Source organism: Trichococcus patagoniensis (assembly GCF_003051085.1).
GTDB classification, from domain to species: Bacteria; Bacillota; Bacilli; order Lactobacillales; family Aerococcaceae; genus Trichococcus; species Trichococcus patagoniensis.
Map to the genome: position 1 here is coordinate 108,787 of NZ_QAOM01000012.1, position 18,518 is coordinate 127,304.

Here is an 18,518-nt window from a genome sequence, read left to right on the forward strand (position 1 = left end):
ACGATGCAAGCGCGGATAATCTTTCAATATTCAGCAAGTGTTACGTTATAATAAGGTTAAAGAAAAGTGTTTATTGCTTAGAGTCTGGGTGCGGCTGAGGATAGTAATTGCGATGTTCCGGTTCGGGAAAGAAGGACTTTTTATGCAAGAAAAAGAGGGCATACAATATTGGAGTGAGACTCCAGAAGAGGTGCTTCTAGCTGTCCATTCCAACGCAAACGGTCTGTCTGCTGAGGAAGCGGCGGTAAGATTGAAACAGCACGGTCAAAATACGCTAAAGGAACAGAAAAAAAATACGCAGCTTAAGGCCTTCCTCAACCAGTTCAAAAATCCGATTATCCTCATGTTGATTGTTGCGACGGGAATTTCGGCTGCAACAGGGGAATGGATCGATGCGATGATCATCCTGGCCATCATCTTGGCGAGTGCGACACTCAGTTTTTATCAGGAATATACCGCGGGCAATGTCATAGCGGAGCTCCGGGCGAAAGTGCAGGCCAAATCCGCCGTCCTTCGCGATGGCAAGCCGATTGAGATTGCATCAAAAGAGGTAGTGCCTGGCGATATCATCAAACTATCAACCGGCAGCCTCATTGTTGCGGACGGGGTGATTCTGGAAAGTACAAATCTGTTCGTCAACCAGTCCATACTCACGGGGGAATCCCAGCCGTCCGAAAAGAAACCGGATAAAGTCAGTGAAGATGCCAGCCTGGAAGAACGCACCAATTGCGTCTACACCGGCACTAGTGTACAAAGCGGAAACGCAACAATGCTGGTGGTGGAAACCGGAGCAAGCACAGAATTTGGGAAAATCGCCGATAAACTTTCTTTGCGCCCTCCGGAAACGGAATTTGAGCGCGGCGTGCGGCGATTCGGTTATTTATTGACTGAAATTATGCTTATCCTTACCCTAGTCGTTTTCGCGATCAACGTCATCATGAACCGGCCAGCCATTGAAGCCTTGCTTTTTTCGGTTGCGCTTGCTGTTGGGATTACGCCGCAACTTCTGCCGGCAATCATCAGCATCACTCTTTCGAAAGGATCCCGCATCATGGCGAAGGAAGGAGTCATCGTCCGCCGCCTGACCGCAATCGAAAACTTCGGCAGCATGGACATCCTTTGCACCGATAAAACTGGAACCTTGACGGAGGGGGCAATCCGTCTCGATGGGGCAGCCGATATTGCAGGACAGCCCTCCGATGAAGTGTTCTGGCTGGCATATTTGAATGCAAGCCTTCAAACCGGGATGGCAAATACGTTGGACGAGGCAATCAGTGCATCTAAAGATATGGATATCAGCGCCATCAAAAAGCAAGGAGAAATCCCTTTTGATTTCAACCGTGAACGCCTCAGTGTCGTTGTTCAGGAGGATGGCGAGTGCACGATGATCGTGAAGGGGGCTTTGAACAGCGTTCTCGCCATCTGCACTCGGGTTGAAATCGCTGGTTCCGAAAAGGCCATGGATGAGCAGATCCTCTTCAACATCCAACAGCACTATGAAGAATGGAGCGGCCAAGGCATACGCATCATCGCGGTCGCCAAAAAGACAGTGGACTTGCAAGCGAAATATGCAGTTGAAGATGAAAAGGAAATGGTTCTGATGGGCTTTCTGCTGCTGTTTGACCATCCCAAAGAGGACGTTTCGCAGACCATTTTAGACTTGGCGCGTAAAGGGGTCAGTCTGCGTATCATCACTGGGGACAATAAGTTGATTGCCTTGCACACAGCCGAAGCGGTAGGTCTGAAAGTTACTGGGGTTCTTACCGGCTCGGAACTGATGAAGCTGAGCGATGAAGCCTTGTGGGCTAAAATCGAAGCCACTACGGTATTTGCAGAAGTGGATCCCAACCAGAAGGAGCGGATTATCCTCGCCCTGAAAAAGAAAAACCATGTCGTGGGCTATATGGGCGATGGCATCAACGATGTTCCGGCGCTGCACGCGGCAGACGTAAGCCTATCAGTGGATAACGCCGTTGATGTGGCAAAGGAATCCGCTGATTTCGTATTGATGGAAAAAAACCTGGAAGTGCTGAGCCGCGGTATTGTGATGGGAAGGACAACCTTTGCCAACACGCTCAAATACATCCAGGTCACTACCAGCGCCAATTTCGGCAATATGTTCAGTATGGCGGGGGCGTCCTTATTCCTGCCGTTCCTGCCGTTGCTCCCCAAACAAATTCTCTTGATCAATTTTTTGAGCGATTTTCCTGCGATAACCATTGCCAACGACAGCGTGGACAAGGATACTGTGGCAAGGCCGCTCAGATGGGATATCCATTTCATCCGTGATTTTATGTTTGTTTTCGGTTTGGTCAGTTCGATTTTCGATTACCTTACCTTTGCTGTCCTGTTCTTCGGCTTCAATGCAAAACACGGGATATTCCAGAGCAGCTGGTTCACTATTTCAGTTTTGACGGAATTGTTGGTGTTGTTGGTCATGCGGACACAGAAACGTTTCTATAAGAGCAAACCCGCCCCGATATTGCTGTACTCATCCATCGCGGTCGGTATCTTCACCTTGCTGATTCCGTATCTGCCGTTCCATCAATATCTAGGTATCGAGCCCATCAAACCTTTGCTGCTGCTTGCTTTATTCGTCATTTTAGCCTTGTACGTAATTGTCACGGAAATCGCCAAGTATTATTTTTATAAGGCAAAGGCGAAGCCGGAAACTAAGAAAATCATCAAATAAGCAAAGTGGCTTCCAGTGCGGCACAATCAGAGAGGAGGAATGCGCATGTTCGAGAATTATTATTTTTTGCTCGGGATAGTAAACAGTTTGCTTATGATCACCATCTTTTTGCTTGTAAGGTATGCCAAAGCAGCGCAGGTAGCGGTCGTTGGGAAAGTTTATTTGGCACTGGCGGTTCCCGCAGTCATCGGAATCGTCCTGGCGCAACAGCAGCAGAAGCCGATCCAATACACGATATTCCTGAGCATTTTCCTGGCGTTCCTTTTGCTGGAAGGCATCTATGACTTCGTTCTGAAGGTACCTTTCCGTGAAAATTGGAAGTTATTGACGCCTTATTTGATGCTGTATTGGTCAATGAACTACGGCTTCATCGTAATGGCGTGGAAACATTCGAAGTTGCAAGGCACAATTCTGTTGGGCTTGTTCATCATCCAAATCATCGCAAATATCCGCTCGCATACGAAGGTTACAAAATGAATGTTTGTAAATAAAAGAAGCATTACGTCCAAAAGTGAGGGTGTAATGCTTCTTTTTCGCTATCGCGCAGCCGTTTAACAGGGATTTCGAAAATTTCATTTGTTTTTTTCAGTGCTTGCTTTGGGATTTTGCCTCTTCCTGCACGAGTCCCAGGAAATAGTCAGCGGCTTTCGAAAACACCTGATATTTCTTCCATACGAAATGAAGTCCGACCTCAAGCCGGGGTTCCAACGGACGGAAGCACAAATCGCTGCCCTCGCCGGTATGGATGATGCCATCCAAACACAGCGCATAATGCTGGTTTTCTTCGACGAGCAGGGAAGCATTGTACAGCAGATTATAAGTCGTGACGATGTTCAGGCTGCGCTCATTTCCGCCGAGCCAACCTGCGAGTTCATTTTTGACCAACAGCTGATTCGAGCAAATGACCGGTTTGCCACGCAGGTCTTTCGGTGTGATCCTTTCCAATGCTGCCAGTGGACTGTCTTTCCTCATCAGGATGCCCCAGATATCCTTTGTCGGCAACTTGATGAAATCATATTTAGTCATGTTCGTCGGCTCCACAAATACGCCGAAATCGAGCAAGCCTTTGTCCAACCGATCCGTGACATCCTCGGCATTGCCGCTGAACAGATGGAATTTGAGCAGCGGGTGCTCCGATTGGGCTCTGCTGATTGCGCGCGCAATGATCCGCATGCCTTCGGATTCGCCACCGCCGATATAGATGTCCCCGCTGAATTCAGTATCATCCGCGTTCATTTCCGACTCGGTTTTCTCCACGAGCTGAATGATTTCCTCAGCCCGTTTTCTGAGCAGCATGCCGTCATCCGTCAAAGTGATCTTGCGGTTCCCTCTGATGAAAAGCTGCTTGCCGAGCTCTTCCTCCAGTTCTTTCATCTGCCGCGACAATGTCGGTTGGGTGATATGCAGAAATTCCGCGGCACCCGATATGCTTTCTTCCCTTGCAATCGTCAAAAAATATTGCAGTACCCTGAATTCCATAATCCCAACTCCTTTGACATCATTTTAATGCTTCTTGCTATGCCTTGCAAGTATATCAAGCTATCTGATATAGGTATTTGATGTTCCTGCTGATGCGCTGTATTCTATTCTTAAGAGGAGTGAGACGAGTGGACATAACTAAGGAAATGCTTATCACAAATCTGAAGGATGCCGGCTGCGATGATAAAACAATCGCTGCTTTTCTGCAGTACCGCCAAACGAACGATCAGTCAAAGCAAATGGATTTGCTGAAGAAACACCGGAACAGCTTGTTGGATAAAATCCATGAGGATCAGAAGGCAATCGATTGTCTGGATTATCTTCTCTACAAAAATATACTGTAAAAACGAATAGAGAAGAAATTAAATTCATTCTACATATTTACTCTAGACTGATTAAAGTTGCTAATGGCATGACTTCACCTTATGATTCAGAGGTAATATTCATTCAAACGAAGGGAGAGATATATTTGAAAAACAACAAAAACTTATTAATATTAATCTTAACCATTGGTGTATTTGGTATCATGAATACTGAGATGGGAATTATTGGGATTATTCCTTTAATTGCACAAAATTTCGATGTAACGGTCCCAACTGCCAGCTTACTTGTGAGTGGTTTCGCTCTAGTTGTTGCGATTGCCGGTCCGACGATGCCGTTGTTGTTTTCTAAGGTAAACCGAAAAACAGTTATGGTTCTTGCGTTAGGAATCTTTACCGCAAGCAATATCTTTTCGATGTTTGCTCCAAGCTTTACTACTTTACTCTTAGCGAGAATCATCCCGGCTGCGTTTCATCCCATCTATGTTTCTATGGCATTAACAGTAGCTGGAACATCCGTTGAACGACACGAATCAGCAAAAGCTGTCGCAAAAGTATTTATCGGCGTCTCAGCAGGAATGGTATTAGGTGTACCAATAACAAGCTTCATTGCGACTGAGTTCTCTTTTGCAATGGCTATGCTATTTTTCGCAGCGGTTAACGGTATCATGCTTATTGCGACATTGTTATTTGTCCCTTCAATGCCCGTTACAGAAGTATTATCATATGGTAAACAAGTCAGCGTTTTGAAAAAACCGCTGATGTTAATCGCAATTTTGTTAGTAATCTTATTAAATGGAGCTCTATTCGGTTTCTACAGTTACTTATCGGATTTTTTAGAAAACGTAACACATTTATCAACACGCATGATCAGTTTCGTCCTCTTGATTTATGGACTAACGAATATTGTAGGTAACATTATTGCGGGAAGAGTGCTTACTACGAATGCAAACAAAACTATCTTTACGATTCCTTTTGCCTTGATTGCTACTTATGTTTTGATGTTTTTTACAGGCTCCATTTCTATGGTCACAATACTACTTGTAACTATTTTAGGCATAATCGCTGGGATTATAGCGAATATTAACCAATATGTGATTTCTGAGGCTGGTCCCGAAGCCCCGAATTTCTCAAATGGTCTATTCTTAACAGCCGCAAATCTTGGAACGACATTTGGTCCAATCATTTGTGGAATGTTCATTACCGCTTTTAGTACAGCCTATTCGCTGATGGGAGCTATTATATTCTCAGGAATGAGTATCTTGGTTATCCTCATCAGACGAAAAATTGAATCAAAGGCCTAAACATAAACATTCGGATCAGTTCACGCTGATCCGAATGTTTATTTTGCAGGAAAGTCGATTATAATGGATGTGAGAGGCGGTGCAATCATGTTGGAAGAATTGGCGTTTGAAATTGCGAAAGAGGCGCATGCCGGACAGAAGGATAAAGCCGGGCTTGATTATATCCTTCATCCGCTGCAAGTGGCTGCGATGGTGGCGACGGATGAAGAGAAGGCTGTCGCGCTTCTGCATGACATAATCGAGGATACGGATGTGACAGCCAGTGTGTTGTTGGCAAAAGGGCTACCGGTCGCGGTTGTCGAAGCTGTGGAAGCATTGACCAAAAAGCATGACCAAGACTATGCGGATTATTTGGCGGGTGTAAAAATGAACGGATTGGCCACTTCTGTGAAGTTGGCGGATCTGAAGCACAATTCGGATTTGAGCCGCTTGGTGAAGATCACGCAAAAAGATAGGGAGCGGGCAGAAAAATACCGCAAGGCGATCACCTATTTGTCAAACGAGTGAAATTGTTATTTTCTGAACCGCAAATGCCAGGTCAATCCGATCAGGTGGGCCAAGTATACGCTTATCAGCACGACGCGTAACAATGCGCGGTCAGTCAGCGCAAAAGGGATCGCAAAAACAAAGAGCATCATCACGAACATCCGGAACAATCCTTTGTTCGTGATGTTCTTTTTCACTAAAGGCTCTTCGATGTATTGCTTGTATTTTTCCGATTCGATGAATTGCTGATGCAAACGGTCCGAGCTGCGGACCCAGAAAAAGCCAGTCAGCAGATAGAAGACAGTTGTAGGCAGGAACGGCAGGAACATGCCGACAGTCCCGAGACCGAACGTCAGGAAGCCCAATGCGATATATAGGTATTTTTTCAATTGGATAATCTCCTTGAAATCTGGCGGGAACCAGATGATTCGTGTTGCATATAGTTAACAATATCCTCATCATGAAGAATGTTCGTGATATACTATTCAGATAGTATAGTACATTTGGCGGATTGTGTGTATTAGGGGAATCCTGTTTTATCGTTGAGGAGGAGCTATTGTATGAAGAATATATCTCTTGTTATTTTGGGTTTACTGTTTGCTGTTTTTGGAATCAGTCTGTTTTTGCCTTGGATCCTGCTTCCGAACTATGAAACGTTCGCATTGGACCCGACACCGGGCTATCTGTTTTATTCACAAAACTACTTCTTGCTTTTCTTATGTTTCTTGAGTTTGCTTACGTATTTTCTGTTATTCAGATTCAGGCAAACAAAAGTGTTGCTCTTATTGGCAGCGGAACTGATTTTTTTGGCGGGGATCATCCTGTCGCCGCTGATGTATAATGGACTGATATTCTTCGACGTTGTGCTCTATGGGTATTATGTCGCCGTAGCAACATTATTGACGTTGATCATTTATCTGATGGGTTTGTATTTCGGATGGCATGAGCAGCTCTCATGACAATTTGCAAAACCGTACGCGACGACTTTGGCTGTCCATCCGTGCGTTTTTTTTGTTTTGGACCGTTTGTTTTTATTCCCATCATGCAAGCGTTTGTATATTTTGACAATCTTTTTCATTCGTGCTATTATTACTTCGAAATCGAAATAAAAAAGGGAGGTGTTACGATGTCTGCAACAGATCGCGATACTTTAAAGGCCCTTACTGTGTTATTTAAATCATCTCAACATGTACAGGACAAACTGAAGAAAGATATGATGAAGCAAGGTTTGAATTTTTCCGAATTCGCCGTGATGGAATTGTTGTATCATAAAGGGGAGCAACCGATCCAAAACATCGGAAAGAAAGTCTTGCTTGCCAGCAGCAGTTTGACGTACGTTGTCGATAAATTAGAGAGCAAAGGGCTAGTGCAACGCATCCCATGTGCAACTGACCGCCGCGTTATTTTTACAGCCATTACCGAAGAAGGACGCAAATTGATGGACCGCATTTTCCCATTGCATGCTGCGTATATCGCAGATATATTTTCTGTCCTTTCAGATAAAGAAGTAGAAACGTTCATCGACTTGGCCAAACGAGTAGGGCTCCATGCCGAAAACTTGGAGCATTGATCAGAATCCAGCGTCAAAACATCAGGGACTGCCGCAGCATTTAGCTGGGAAGTCTCTTTTTTTGCGCTTTTTTATGCAGGAACCGTCACTTTTTCCGGATGCAATCCCTATACATATGGTAAAATAGGCAGTATCAGACAAAAAGGAAAGATGACAGTGAAAAATAAGAAAATAACCAAAACAAATGCGATGCGCATGTTGGATAAAAAGAAATGCTCCTACACAGTCCACGAATACGCTTGGTCGGAGGACCACCTCGATGCGCTGTCAGTCCTTGATAAGATGAGTCAGGATGCCGGTGCGGTCTACAAAACCATTGTAGCGGTCGGCGATAAGACCGGCGTCGTCGTCGGGGTCATCCCGGCGCAGAGCGAACTGGACCTGAAGGCTTTTGCGAAAGTCAGCGGCAATAAACGGATCGAAATGCTGCCTTTGAAGGATCTGGAAGCAACCACCGGGTATATCCGGGGAGGCTGTTCGCCGATCGGGATGAAAAAAGCGTTCCCTACCTATTTGTCCCATCATGCCCTTGATCAAAAGAGCGTGCTGGTGTCCGGCGGCAAACGCGGCACGCAGATCGAACTCAGTCCTGCCGATCTGATGGCTGCAGCGCACGCTAAAGTTGAAGAGATTACACAAGAGAAAGATGAATGAAGCACGTTCCTCTTTGTCAACGAAAAAGGAGAACGTATCATGAAGAAATTGCACATCTACCATATCAATGATCTGCATTCGCATTTCGACAATTGGCCGAAGATCCGGCGATTTTTGTTAGAGAAGAAGGCCTTCCATGAAAAGAGCGGAGAAGAGGTTCTGCTCTTCGACATCGGCGATGCCTGCGACAGGGTGCATCCTTTGACGGAAGCCACCAACGGCAAGGCAAACATCGAATTGTTGAATCAGGTTCCGTTCGACGCGGTGACAATCGGCAACAATGAAGGGATCGGCAACGACAAACGGCAATTGGACGAACTCTATGATGATGCCGAATTCCCCGTCGTGCTGGCGAATCTCTATGATCCGGAAACGGATGCCTTGCCTACCTGGGCGCAGCCGTATCTGCTAAAGACTTTGTCCAGCGGCCTGAAGGTCGGCATCATCGGATTGACGGCGCCGCTCTACCTCAGCTATGTCCCGAACGGTTGGGATCCGAAAGAGTCGGATGAAGTCCTGCCGAAAATTTTGTTGAAAGTAGCGCCGTCCGTCGATTTGATTATCCTTTTGTCGCATGTCGGCATCATCGAGGACATCCATATCGGCGAAATGTACCGTTCCATTCCGATCATCATCGGAGCGCATACCCATCATGTGCTGCCGGAAGGCAAACATGTGGATGAGTCCCTGTTGCTGGGAGCGGGTAAGTTCGGGAAGTATATCGGTCATGTGACGGTCAGCTATGATTCCGACAGGATTTTGGATCGCAAAGCGGAATTGATCGAAGCAGGAGATCTGCCGGAAAAACCTGGCGATCTAGCGGAAGTCGAGGAGTTGCAGCAACGTGGAGAGGAACTGTTGTCTGCCATCCCGATTGCGGACAACCCGGATCGGCTCAAAGCGGATGAAGGCCACATCAATGATTTGTTGTTGTTGGGATTGGACGCTGTGACCGAATATGCCGATACGCCATTCGGCATACTGAACTCCGGACTGTTCCTGGAGGATCTGCCGGAAGGAATCATCACCAAAAATCATCTGCATCAAATCCTGCCGCATCCGATGCGCTTGCTGGAATGCACGCTGACGGGGCGGGATTTCAAAGTCATGATCGAGGAAATGGAAGCGCAGCGCGAAGAACTGATGACGAAGGAAATAACCGGCATGGGTTTCCGGGGAAGGATTTTCGGTGAGCTCTGCTACCGCGGCTTCGATGTTGATCCGGTCACAAACCATGTGATGATTGAAGGCAGGGAGCTTTCCGATGAGGAGGACATCACCTTTGTGACGGTGGACCATTTCCGCTACATCACCTATTTCCCGACAATCGAAAACGAAGGCCGCAGCCGTCTGTTGTTCCCCTATTTCCTACGGGACGTGTTCGGTCTGCATTTAGAAGATAAATTTCCCATAATGAGAGAAAAGTGAGGTGCTATCGTGGATAAAAAGGAATTACTGGATGAATCATTGAAAACGCAAGTAGACTCCTTGCTGGAAACTATTGCGGATGATAGTGAATCGGAAACAAGCGACCGTAACGAAGAGGAAGAAATTGTAAAGTTATTGGACGACAAGCGTCTTTTGGTAGGTACCCAAGAATACGAATTGAGCATCGATCATCGTGAAGGCTTTGACGCTGAAGCATTAGCCGGAAGATATACGTCCATTCTGAGCAAGTACGATTATATCGTCGGGGATTGGGGCTATGAACAATTACGCCTGAAAGGCTTTTACAGGAACAACAACAGCAAAGTGTCCCAAGACAAGAAAATCAGTTTCCTAGAGGATTATCTCTATGAGTACTGCAATTTTGGCTGTGCCTATTTCGTCATCGAAAAAACGCGCGCTGAGAAAGAAAAAATCACAAAAACAAAGCGCAACCGCAAGCGCAAAAACCGTGAAGCGAACAGGGAGGAATTGCCTGCTGATGCAACTGTTCAAACAGCGGCCCAGTCGACTCCGACTCCCGCACCGGCACAACCAAACAAAAATAAAGTAACGAAAAATGTCGAAAGACCGAAAAGCCAAGGGAAGAAAAAAGGTTTCGTGATCAAAGATGTGAACGCGAAGGACGCCCAACCAATGGATAAACCAAAAACGACAACAACCAGATCTGCTAAGGGCGAGAAGAAAAGTTTCCAAATCAAAAAGATAGAGCAGTGATCAGGAGGAGAACATCATCAAAAAGTATAAAGGTTATTTAATCGATCTGGACGGGACCGTGTACAAAGGTGCCGAGCGCATTCCGACGGCGGAAATCTTCGTCAAAGAACTTCAGGATAAAAACATTCCGTTCCTGTTCGTCACGAACAATGCAACCAAGACCGCTGCAGAAGTCAAAGAGAATCTGCTGCATAACTTCCAGATTGATGTGACGGAAGATCATATCTACACCAGCGCCATGGCGGCATTGGATCACTTGAATGAATTGAACATCGGCAAGAAGGTTCTGGTCGTCGGTGAAGCCTCATTGAAACAGGAAGTGCAATCTGCCGGCTTCGAAATGGTCGATGAAGATCCTGACTTTGTCCTTCAGGCGTTGGACCGCGGGGTTACATATCAGCAATTGGAGGCTGCTTGTTTAGCCATCCAAAAGGGGGCAAAATTTGTTGCCACCAATCCCGATACCAATCTGCCGACCGAAAGGGGCTTTATTCCTGGAGCTGGAGCTTTGACTGCCTTTCTGAAGGCTTGCACTCAGAAAGAACCGTTGATTATCGGTAAGCCGTATCCAACGATCATGGCTGGCGCAATCAAAAGGATGCAACTGGACAAAGAGGATGTCATCATGGTCGGGGATAATTATAATACGGATATCCTGGCGGGCGTCCATTATGGTGTGGACACCTTGATGGTTCTGACCGGATTCTCACAACTGGTGGACATTGAAGGCAAAGACGAGCAACCGACCTACATCATCAATGATTTGTCCGAGTGGGAAGTGTAGCGATGGCACAGAAGCTGAAGTATTTCTTTGGATATACAGCAATCTTTTTGCTGGTGTTGAGTGCAAGCATCGCCTTCACTATCAACTTCACACCGCTCTACAGTTTTGATATCGATTACCTGAATATTGAACAGATGACCGGGTTTTCGAAAGATGTCATTCTGGATAATTACCGCATCCTGATGCAGTATCTGAATTTGCCGTGGATTGCGGAATTGAAGATGCCTGATTTTCCGGCTTCTGAGAGCGGACTGTTTCATTTTCATGAAGTGAAAAGATTGTTCCTGCTGGATTACGCCATATTGGGGGTATCGGCCGTCGCAAGCATATTATTTTTGCGGATGGTGAAAAAAGAGCAGGGTTATTGGCGTATGCTGAATCCTTTGCGCCTGCTGGTCGCTGCGCCTTTAGTGGCTTTGACTGTGATATTCATGAACTTCGACCGTTTGTTTGTGGCGTTCCACGGTGTCTTCTTCAATAATGATGCCTGGATCTTCGATGCCCGGACAGATCCGATCATTCTGGCGTTGCCGCAGGACTTTTTTATGCACTGTTTTGTGCTGGTCTTCGTGACGATTGAACTAGTGCTTGTACTGTTGTACTTTTGGGTGCGCAGGAAAGTGAAAAAAATATAACACAACATAAAAGGGATGCCTCTTCTGATGGAGGCATCCCTTTTGGTTTAGTCAGATTCCCGGATAAGTGGCTTGCATTCGATAATATTGTTTGAATCGGGGATCAAATTATCGAATGTTGAGTGATCATCCGATAATATCGCTTTGTTATGTGCTTGCTTTCCCGAATGTTTCTCAAGTATTCGGGAATCTTGCCTTGTTCAGGGTCAATATTCCCGAATAAGTCCTCTTAATGCTCGATTCCTAAGCGGGATTCATCGCACTCTTTATTTCATGATGTCGCTTTTGTTTGGGCTGTCGTGGGCGATGCGGCTGGCGGCTGCTGCGGCGATTGCTCCTACGATGTCATCAAGGAAAGTGTGGCATTCTGAATCGGATTTGTCGTTCAGTTTCTGCAGGATGCCGGGCTTAACTTTATCGATGTATCCGTAGTTCGTAAAGCCGATGGATCCGTATACGTTGACGATCGAAAGGGCAAGGATCTCATCGATGCCGTAGAGACCTTCGTCGTTCAGGATAATATCCGCCAGCGGTTGGGAGAGCTGCCCCGATTCGGCGAGCTTATCTATTTCGATCCCGGTAATGATTGCGTTTTGAACTTCCCGTTTCTGAAACACAGCCGTAACGTTATCGATGCATTCCTCCATAGTCAGATTTTCTACATAGGATTTTTGGAGATGCAAAACGAGGTCGGCGATATCTTCGACGCTCACGCCGCGTTCCTCTATTAAAGCCACCGCTCGTGCATGCAACTCGCTGTCTGATTTGACCATATCAATTCCTCCTGGATTCGTATTTTATAACTATTATTATAGAGGAATGTCCGTTCAAAACCAAAGAAGAGGCATTCTTGATTTATTATTTGCGCTAGCCAGCGGGTTTTACGGGGGACTCTATATACGAGTTGAATTTATGCTCAGAAATAACCCGTTAAAGCAACTTTTGCGGGGGAAAATGTCCGTGGATAATAAAGATTCCCCGCAAAAACCATTTTGGGCGGGGAATTTCGTCAAGGATGAGCATCCCAGAACAGACAATCAGGTAACCAAACAAAAAAAGGGCCATCTCTGAACAGAAAGAGACAGCCCTCCATGAAATTTAAAATAAACTCGTACTGTGCATCGGTTGTACGCGCGTGTCAGGATTGATATACGCCATCGCATTGTTGACGGCTATTGGCGCTTCTCCGAATCCGGTGGCAATGAGCTTTACTTTGCCGGAATAGGTACCAATGTCTCCGATGGCATAGATCCCAGGGATGGTTGTCTCCATCTTCGAGTTTACGATGATGGCATTTCCTTGGACCTCGAAGCCCCATTTCTTCATGCCGCCGATGGAAGACGAAAAACCGTAATTGATCAAAAAGTCATCTATGTTCAATTCCAACGTATTATCCTTGCGGGCTTCCTGAAGGGTTACGCTCGTCAATAACTCCTCGTTTCCATTGACACTGACAGGAACGAAAGGCGTCATGATCTCAACGGACGACTCTTCCAACAGGTGGACGCTGTGCTCTTGGGCGCGGAATTGGGGCCGGCGATGGATCAGATAGACTTTTTTCGCGATCGGTTCCAAGGTTAGTGCCCAGTCCACTGCTGAGTCTCCGCCGCCGCAGATGGCGACCGTCTTATCGCGGAAACTCTCGATGTTGTTCACGAAATAGTGGAGATTGGTGTTCTCGTACTTATCTGCGTGTTCGATTTCCAGTTTCCTTGGCCGGAATGCGCCGTTACCCGCAGAAATGATCACTGCTTTCGAATAGTGGCGGTTTTTGGTCGTTTGGATTTCGAAGATGCCATCAGCATTTTTTTCGAGTTCAAACGCTTCTTCACCGAATACCAACTTCGTGTCGAAGCGGTCCATCTGCTCTTTCAGGTTGGTGACGAGGTCGCCACCGGAAATCGCGGGATAGCCCGCGATGTCATATATATTTTTCTCGGAATAAAGCATGCCGGGCTGGCCCCCGAGCTGGGGTAAGGCTTCTATGATTTTGACTTTGGCTTGCCGCAGTCCGGCGTAAAACGCCGTGAACATGCCGACAGGGCCGCCGCCGATGATGGTGATGTCGTATATTTCTTTATCTTTCAATTGTCTTCCTCCGTTGTTTCTGTTCCGGGCGAAGGCATCGCCCGGAGAGGTATCAGATTTGCTCATAGAACATCCTGACGATGAATGTCACAAAGATGCCCGTCAGCAGTCCGACAAAAACTTCCGAAGGTTTGTGCCCAAGGTATTTTTTGACGGCCATTTCTTCAGGGTAAATCTTCTCTTCCTCTTCTTCGGCAATCAGTTCCTGAGCGTTCTTCGGGAACTTGAGTGACAAGCGGGTCAGTTCTTTGATGGTGTCGACGAGGACGATTCCTTGCTCACCGCTCTGACGACGCACGCCCATCGAGTCGAACATGACGATGACGCCAAAAGTTGTAGCGATGGCTACGTAACCGGATCCGATGCCGTATTGCAGAATGAGTGCCGTTATCAACGAACTGACGGCAGCCGAGTGGGAACTGGGCATTCCGCCGGTAGTCGTAACGATGGACAAGGAAGTTTTCTTGTCCTTTGAAAAAATTGCAATCGGATATTTTAAAGCTTGGGTGAACATGATAGCTGCCAGGGAACAAATTAAGGGGAAATTCTCGAAAATCATCATTATTTTTCATCCTTCACTTAAAAAGCTACTTTTCATTTATGATAACATGAATCGATAGTTACATCCTAATGAAAAAGAAAAAACGGGCTGAATTTTCATTTTTGGATAATCGGGGGATTAATCTTTTGCATATTGTGGTAAAATGTAAAAAAAAGGAGGATGAATAATGAGTTTATTTCCACAATTACAAGCAACAGATAACGATAAGAAAGTCATTATGAAAACAAATAAAGGGGATATCACAATCCGTTTATTCCCTGATTTGGCGCCAAAAACAGTCGAAAACTTCTTGGGTTTAGCTGAAAGCGGCTATTATGACGGCATCATTTTCCACCGTGTCATCAATGACTTCATGATCCAAGGAGGCGATCCTACGGGAACTGGTATGGGCGGTTCAAGTGTATGGGGCGATTCTTTTGAAGATGAATTCTCGACGAGCCTTTTCAACCTGAATGGCGCGTTGTCGATGGCGAATGCTGGCCCGAACACAAACGGAAGCCAATTTTTCATCGTTACCGCTAAAGAAGTGCCAATGACAATGCTAGCTCAATTGGAAGCTGGCGGATGGCCTAAAGAAATCATCGATGCTTATGCTGCAAACGGCGGAACACCGTGGTTGGATCAAAAACATACCGTGTTCGGACAAGTGGAAGCTGGCATGGACACAGTCTACGCTATCGAAGGCGTGAAAAAAGGCGCTCAAGACAAACCTGTCGAAGACGTTGTCATCGAGAGCATCACGATTTTATAATAGTATAGAAGGGGCATAAAAATGCCCCTTTTTCTTCATGGATAAGATTATCTTGTGTCTGCCACTCCTAACACTACTGGAGTGTTTTCAAGGTAGTAATCGCTATGACGCCGCCTAAGAGTTGCTTCTGATCAAAGTTGCATCAGAAATTCTATCCTTTCATCTAGGCACGTGGTATAATTTTATGGTACTGTGAGGGGAATTATGAATGAAAATGGAATATAAAATCGGAGACATAATTGCAGGCAGTGTAACAGGTATCCAATCCTATGGCGTGTTCATTTCATTAGACAAGAATACGCAAGGTCTGATCCATATATCCGAATGCAGGCATGGATATGTGACCAACCTTGACGAATTTATTCAAATTGATGATGAAGTGGAAGCCAAAATCATAGATATCGATGAGTACACAGGGAAAATAAGCCTGTCTCTCAGAGCTATGGAAAAGTTGGCGACTCCGTGTTACCCGGCAAAAAGAAAGAAAAGAAAAAGAAGATACTTACCGCAGATTGGTTTTGAGACCTTGAAAGAAATGATGCCTGCCTGGATCGAAGAGGCCAAAGAAGACGAGAAAGTCAGGAAATCGACAGGGAATAATCCTGTCTATACGACTTCCGGTGAAAGGGGACATTCATGATGATAAAAGAAAACATAGTGGCAGGGACCATTATGGTCACTAATGAAGCGGGAGCGACTTTCTTTCTGGTAAACACAGAAAACGAATCCTACAGCCTACCTAGTGTAAACTTATCCGAAGGCGGAAAATCCCCTTTAGGATCTATAATGGAAGTCTTGCTGGCCCATGTTGACATTGAATCTGAGTCATTGCGATTGCTTGACTTGACGAATATGAGAGGGAATGGCAAAAACATGCCTTTATTTGTTTTCGATTCATTAGAAAAACCTTCCGATTTGGACAGCTTACTGAACGAACCAGGCAAGTTCGCATGGAAAAAATCTTCGGAAATATCGGAAATACTTACTGACTTGGAATTGGACAGCGTACCTATCTACCATTAAGGTGCCTTATTTCACGTCAGTAATCATTTTATAAAAAAATTAGGAGGATATTAAATGTCACACATTCAATTTGATTACTCTAAAGCTTTGGAATTTTTTGCGCAACACGAATTGGACTACATCCAATACCAAGTAACAGCCGCTGACAAAGCGCTTCGTGAAGGTACAGGCCCAGGGAGCGACTACACTGGCTGGATTGATCTGCCTAAAGACTATGACAAAGAAGAATTCGCACGCATCAAAGCGGCAGCGAAAAAAATCCAATCCGATTCAGAAGTTTTGGTTGTTATCGGTATCGGAGGCTCTTATTTGGGCGCTCGTGCTGCAATTGACTTCTTGAACAATACTTTCTACAACGTTCAGACAACTGCAGACCGCAAAACACCTCAAATTTTCTTTGCCGGCAATAGCATCAGTTCAACTTATTTAGCTGACTTGATCGAAGTTATCGGTGATCGTGATTTCTCAGTAAACATGATTTCAAAATCAGGCACAACAACTGAACCTGCGATTGCTTTCCGTGTCTTCAAAGAATTGTTGATCAAAAAATATGGTAAAGAAGAAGCAGTAAAACGCATTTACTCTACCACAGACAAAGCAAGAGGCGCAGCGAAGCATGAAGCAGACATGGAAGGGTACGAAACTTTCGTTATTCCTGATGATGTCGGCGGACGTTTCACTGTATTGACACCAGTTGGTCTTCTTCCGATCGCTGTCAGCGGAGCTGATATCGATGCGTTGATGCAAGGTGCTGCTGATGCCCGTGAAGCATATGCGAATCCTGATTTGGCAACTAACGAAGCTTACCAATACGCAGCTATCCGCAACATCCTTTACCGTAAAGGCAAAGTGACTGAGATTTTGGCTAACTATGAACCAGGCATGCAATATCTGTCGGAATGGTGGAAACAGCTATTCGGCGAATCCGAAGGTAAAGACCAAAAGGGTATTTATCCAACCAGCGCGAACTTCTCGACAGATTTGCACTCAATTGGTCAATCGATCCAAGATGGACAAAGAAATATCTTTGAGACAGTCGTTAAAGTTTCGAAACCACGCAAAACGATCCAAATTCCTTTGAGCGCAGAAGACTTGGATGGCTTAGGTTATCTTGAAGGCAAAGATGTTGATTTCGTAAATACAAAAGCTTATCAAGGTACATTATTGGCTCATACAGACGGCGGCGTGCCAAACTTGTTGGTTACTATGCCTGCAATGGATGCTTATTCTTTAGGTTATCTTGTATACTTCTTTGAAATCGCAGTAGGTATCTCTGGTTACTTGAATGGCGTGAATCCATTCGACCAACCGGGTGTAGAAGCTTACAAGAAAAATATGTTTGCGCTTCTTGGCAAACCTGGATTTGAAGAATTAGCTAAGGAATTAAACGACAGACTATAATCTACAAGTTGCTTGAAGCGGACGATTCGTTGTCCGCTTTTTTTTGTGCCGTAAAAGTTTAAATTGCACTAAAGAGTGGCGGCGTTCCGGAGGAGGTTGAGCGGAATGGATTGGAATTCCCAACGAGGATAGCTTTACCGGAGTTAAGCTATCCAATGAATTTAGTTTTTTAAATAACACATCAAATAAAAATGGAAGATCCATAAAGATGCTGATGCACTGCTGTTGACAAGGCTTACATTTTTGTGGTAAAGTTTAGTTCCTCGGTAATCCGATGCGTTTTATTCTGAAATCTGTTTGACACAGGTTTGAAATGATGATAGTATTATGAAGTTGTCTTTTGTAAGGCAACGGCAAAATGAAAATCATTGTTGACAGCAAGATGAAACGATGTTATCATATGAAAGTTGCTGATTCATCCGACAGACAGTTTTAAATTTAATTTTAATTACTGTTGACAAGATGCAGTGACCGTGATAATATGAATAAGCAATCACGTAACACGTGATACACGATTGACCTTTGAAAACTGAATAAAGAATGAACGAACCAAATGTGCAAGGAGCTTAGACTTCGGTCGAAGCAAACGAAGACGATACTTTGTAT

21 protein-coding genes are annotated in these 18,518 nt (G+C 45.3%); 16 read left to right on the forward strand and 5 right to left on the reverse strand.

The annotated features are described in order from the left end of the window. The first annotated feature begins 142 nt into the window (after positions 1 to 142). Positions 143 to 2,692, forward strand: coding sequence for a magnesium-translocating P-type ATPase (mgtA, locus tag C8U37_RS09625; protein WP_108033024.1), 2,550 nt, complete (start codon positions 143 to 145; stop codon positions 2,690 to 2,692). Between the two features lie 45 nt (positions 2,693 to 2,737). Then, complete coding sequence (locus C8U37_RS09630) at positions 2,738 to 3,169, forward strand: hypothetical protein (protein ID WP_108033025.1); 432 nt, start codon at positions 2,738 to 2,740, stop codon at positions 3,167 to 3,169. Between the two features lie 108 nt (positions 3,170 to 3,277). Here C8U37_RS09630 and C8U37_RS09635 read toward each other — a convergent pair whose 3' ends face one another. After that, the gene (locus C8U37_RS09635) at positions 3,278 to 4,171 is read right to left on the reverse strand and encodes a LysR family transcriptional regulator (RefSeq protein WP_108033026.1); all 894 of its coding nucleotides are present in this window, start codon (positions 4,169 to 4,171) and stop codon (positions 3,278 to 3,280) included. 128 nt (positions 4,172 to 4,299) lie between these two features. Between C8U37_RS09635 and C8U37_RS09640 the strand changes: the two genes are divergently transcribed. From C8U37_RS09640 to C8U37_RS09650, 3 genes are all read left to right on the forward strand, one after another. Continuing rightward, positions 4,300 to 4,515: a MerR family transcriptional regulator gene (locus tag C8U37_RS09640; protein ID WP_211306165.1), complete on the forward strand. Its 216-nt coding sequence runs from the start codon at positions 4,300 to 4,302 to the stop codon at positions 4,513 to 4,515. Then, positions 4,479 to 5,795 carry an MFS transporter gene (locus tag C8U37_RS09645; RefSeq protein WP_245879808.1) on the forward strand — a complete coding sequence of 439 codons (1,317 nt, stop codon included), beginning with the start codon at positions 4,479 to 4,481 and terminating at the stop codon, positions 5,793 to 5,795. Before C8U37_RS09640 ends, C8U37_RS09645 begins: the two co-directional genes overlap by 37 nt. 63 nt (positions 5,796 to 5,858) lie before the next feature. Further along, positions 5,859 to 6,302, forward strand: a complete 444-nt coding sequence (locus tag C8U37_RS09650) for an HD domain-containing protein (protein WP_211306166.1) — start codon at positions 5,859 to 5,861, stop codon at positions 6,300 to 6,302. Between the two features lie 5 nt (positions 6,303 to 6,307). Here C8U37_RS09650 and C8U37_RS09655 read toward each other — a convergent pair whose 3' ends face one another. Next, positions 6,308 to 6,670, reverse strand: a complete 363-nt coding sequence (locus C8U37_RS09655) for a YbaN family protein (RefSeq protein ID WP_108033027.1) — start codon at positions 6,668 to 6,670, stop codon at positions 6,308 to 6,310. 171 nt (positions 6,671 to 6,841) lie between these two features. On the opposite strand from C8U37_RS09655, the gene C8U37_RS09660 reads away from it, so the two are divergent. The 7 genes from C8U37_RS09660 (at position 6,842) to C8U37_RS09690 (ending at position 12,087) form a co-directional block, all read left to right on the forward strand. Next, on the forward strand, positions 6,842 to 7,240 hold the full coding sequence (locus tag C8U37_RS09660) for a hypothetical protein (RefSeq protein WP_108033028.1): 399 nt from the start codon (positions 6,842 to 6,844) through the stop codon (positions 7,238 to 7,240). Positions 7,241 to 7,407: 167 nt separating this feature from the next. Further along, positions 7,408 to 7,851, forward strand: coding sequence for a MarR family winged helix-turn-helix transcriptional regulator (locus C8U37_RS09665; RefSeq protein ID WP_068561182.1), 444 nt, complete (start codon positions 7,408 to 7,410; stop codon positions 7,849 to 7,851). A 156-nt stretch (positions 7,852 to 8,007) separates the two neighbouring features. Beyond that, positions 8,008 to 8,505 (forward strand): Cys-tRNA(Pro) deacylase, encoded by a 498-nt coding sequence (ybaK, locus tag C8U37_RS09670; RefSeq protein ID WP_170100247.1) that lies wholly within the window; start codon positions 8,008 to 8,010, stop codon positions 8,503 to 8,505. 39 nt (positions 8,506 to 8,544) lie between these two features. After that, positions 8,545 to 9,933 (forward strand): bifunctional metallophosphatase/5'-nucleotidase, encoded by a 1,389-nt coding sequence (locus C8U37_RS09675; RefSeq protein ID WP_108033030.1) that lies wholly within the window; start codon positions 8,545 to 8,547, stop codon positions 9,931 to 9,933. A 9-nt stretch (positions 9,934 to 9,942) separates the two neighbouring features. After that, positions 9,943 to 10,668, forward strand: a complete 726-nt coding sequence (locus C8U37_RS09680) for a YutD family protein (RefSeq protein ID WP_170100248.1) — start codon at positions 9,943 to 9,945, stop codon at positions 10,666 to 10,668. 16 nt (positions 10,669 to 10,684) lie between these two features. Beyond that, a complete protein-coding gene (locus C8U37_RS09685) occupies positions 10,685 to 11,452 on the forward strand; it encodes a TIGR01457 family HAD-type hydrolase (RefSeq protein WP_108033032.1) in 768 nt (255 codons plus the stop codon). 2 nt (positions 11,453 to 11,454) lie between these two features. Beyond that, a complete protein-coding gene (locus C8U37_RS09690) occupies positions 11,455 to 12,087 on the forward strand; it encodes a TIGR01906 family membrane protein (protein WP_108033033.1) in 633 nt (210 codons plus the stop codon). 266 nt (positions 12,088 to 12,353) lie between these two features. On the opposite strand, the gene C8U37_RS09695 is transcribed toward C8U37_RS09690, so the two are convergent. The 3 genes from C8U37_RS09695 to C8U37_RS09710 form a co-directional block, all read right to left on the reverse strand. Then, on the reverse strand, positions 12,354 to 12,860 hold the full coding sequence (locus C8U37_RS09695; protein WP_108033034.1) for a phosphatidylglycerophosphatase A family protein: 507 nt from the start codon (positions 12,858 to 12,860) through the stop codon (positions 12,354 to 12,356). A gap of 325 nt (positions 12,861 to 13,185) precedes the next feature. Next, positions 13,186 to 14,175, reverse strand: a complete 990-nt coding sequence (locus C8U37_RS09705; RefSeq protein ID WP_108033051.1) for an NAD(P)/FAD-dependent oxidoreductase — start codon at positions 14,173 to 14,175, stop codon at positions 13,186 to 13,188. Positions 14,176 to 14,227: 52 nt separating this feature from the next. Continuing rightward, complete coding sequence (locus C8U37_RS09710; RefSeq protein ID WP_108033036.1) at positions 14,228 to 14,737, reverse strand: divergent PAP2 family protein; 510 nt, start codon at positions 14,735 to 14,737, stop codon at positions 14,228 to 14,230. Between the two features lie 166 nt (positions 14,738 to 14,903). On the opposite strand from C8U37_RS09710, the gene C8U37_RS09715 reads away from it, so the two are divergent. The 4 genes from C8U37_RS09715 to C8U37_RS09730 all read left to right on the forward strand — a co-directional run bounded on the left by C8U37_RS09715 (position 14,904) and on the right by C8U37_RS09730 (position 17,912). Beyond that, a complete protein-coding gene (locus C8U37_RS09715) occupies positions 14,904 to 15,488 on the forward strand; it encodes a peptidylprolyl isomerase (protein ID WP_086629250.1) in 585 nt (194 codons plus the stop codon). 208 nt (positions 15,489 to 15,696) lie between these two features. Continuing rightward, the gene (locus tag C8U37_RS09720) at positions 15,697 to 16,128 is read left to right on the forward strand and encodes a CvfD/Ygs/GSP13 family RNA-binding post-transcriptional regulator (RefSeq protein WP_245879810.1); all 432 of its coding nucleotides are present in this window, start codon (positions 15,697 to 15,699) and stop codon (positions 16,126 to 16,128) included. Then, positions 16,125 to 16,511: a hypothetical protein gene (locus C8U37_RS09725; protein WP_146161825.1), complete on the forward strand. Its 387-nt coding sequence runs from the start codon at positions 16,125 to 16,127 to the stop codon at positions 16,509 to 16,511. Before C8U37_RS09720 ends, C8U37_RS09725 begins: the two co-directional genes overlap by 4 nt. Before the next feature lie 54 nt (positions 16,512 to 16,565). After that, positions 16,566 to 17,912, forward strand: a complete 1,347-nt coding sequence (locus tag C8U37_RS09730) for a glucose-6-phosphate isomerase (RefSeq protein WP_108033038.1) — start codon at positions 16,566 to 16,568, stop codon at positions 17,910 to 17,912. Positions 17,913 to 18,518 lie beyond the last annotated feature (606 nt).

What these genes read in the sequence shown, in the direction of transcription:
- mgtA (WP_108033024.1), top strand. Translation starts at nt 143, where the DNA reads ATGCAAGAAAAAGAGGGCATACAATATTGGAGTGAGACTCCAGAAGAG.
- C8U37_RS09630 (WP_108033025.1), top strand. Translation starts at nt 2,738, where the DNA reads ATGTTCGAGAATTATTATTTTTTGCTCGGGATAGTAAACAGTTTGCTT.
- C8U37_RS09635 (WP_108033026.1), bottom strand. Translation starts at nt 4,171, where the DNA reads ATGGAATTCAGGGTACTGCAATATTTTTTGACGATTGCAAGGGAAGAA.
- C8U37_RS09650 (WP_211306166.1), top strand. Translation starts at nt 5,859, where the DNA reads ATGGATGTGAGAGGCGGTGCAATCATGTTGGAAGAATTGGCGTTTGAA.
- C8U37_RS09660 (WP_108033028.1), top strand. Translation starts at nt 6,842, where the DNA reads ATGAAGAATATATCTCTTGTTATTTTGGGTTTACTGTTTGCTGTTTTT.
- C8U37_RS09665 (WP_068561182.1), top strand. Translation starts at nt 7,408, where the DNA reads ATGTCTGCAACAGATCGCGATACTTTAAAGGCCCTTACTGTGTTATTT.
- C8U37_RS09675 (WP_108033030.1), top strand. Translation starts at nt 8,545, where the DNA reads ATGAAGAAATTGCACATCTACCATATCAATGATCTGCATTCGCATTTC.
- C8U37_RS09690 (WP_108033033.1), top strand. Translation starts at nt 11,455, where the DNA reads ATGGCACAGAAGCTGAAGTATTTCTTTGGATATACAGCAATCTTTTTG.
- C8U37_RS09695 (WP_108033034.1), bottom strand. Translation starts at nt 12,860, where the DNA reads ATGGTCAAATCAGACAGCGAGTTGCATGCACGAGCGGTGGCTTTAATA.
- C8U37_RS09710 (WP_108033036.1), bottom strand. Translation starts at nt 14,737, where the DNA reads ATGATGATTTTCGAGAATTTCCCCTTAATTTGTTCCCTGGCAGCTATC.
- C8U37_RS09715 (WP_086629250.1), top strand. Translation starts at nt 14,904, where the DNA reads ATGAGTTTATTTCCACAATTACAAGCAACAGATAACGATAAGAAAGTC.
- C8U37_RS09720 (WP_245879810.1), top strand. Translation starts at nt 15,697, where the DNA reads ATGAAAATGGAATATAAAATCGGAGACATAATTGCAGGCAGTGTAACA.
- C8U37_RS09725 (WP_146161825.1), top strand. Translation starts at nt 16,125, where the DNA reads ATGATGATAAAAGAAAACATAGTGGCAGGGACCATTATGGTCACTAAT.
- C8U37_RS09730 (WP_108033038.1), top strand. Translation starts at nt 16,566, where the DNA reads ATGTCACACATTCAATTTGATTACTCTAAAGCTTTGGAATTTTTTGCG.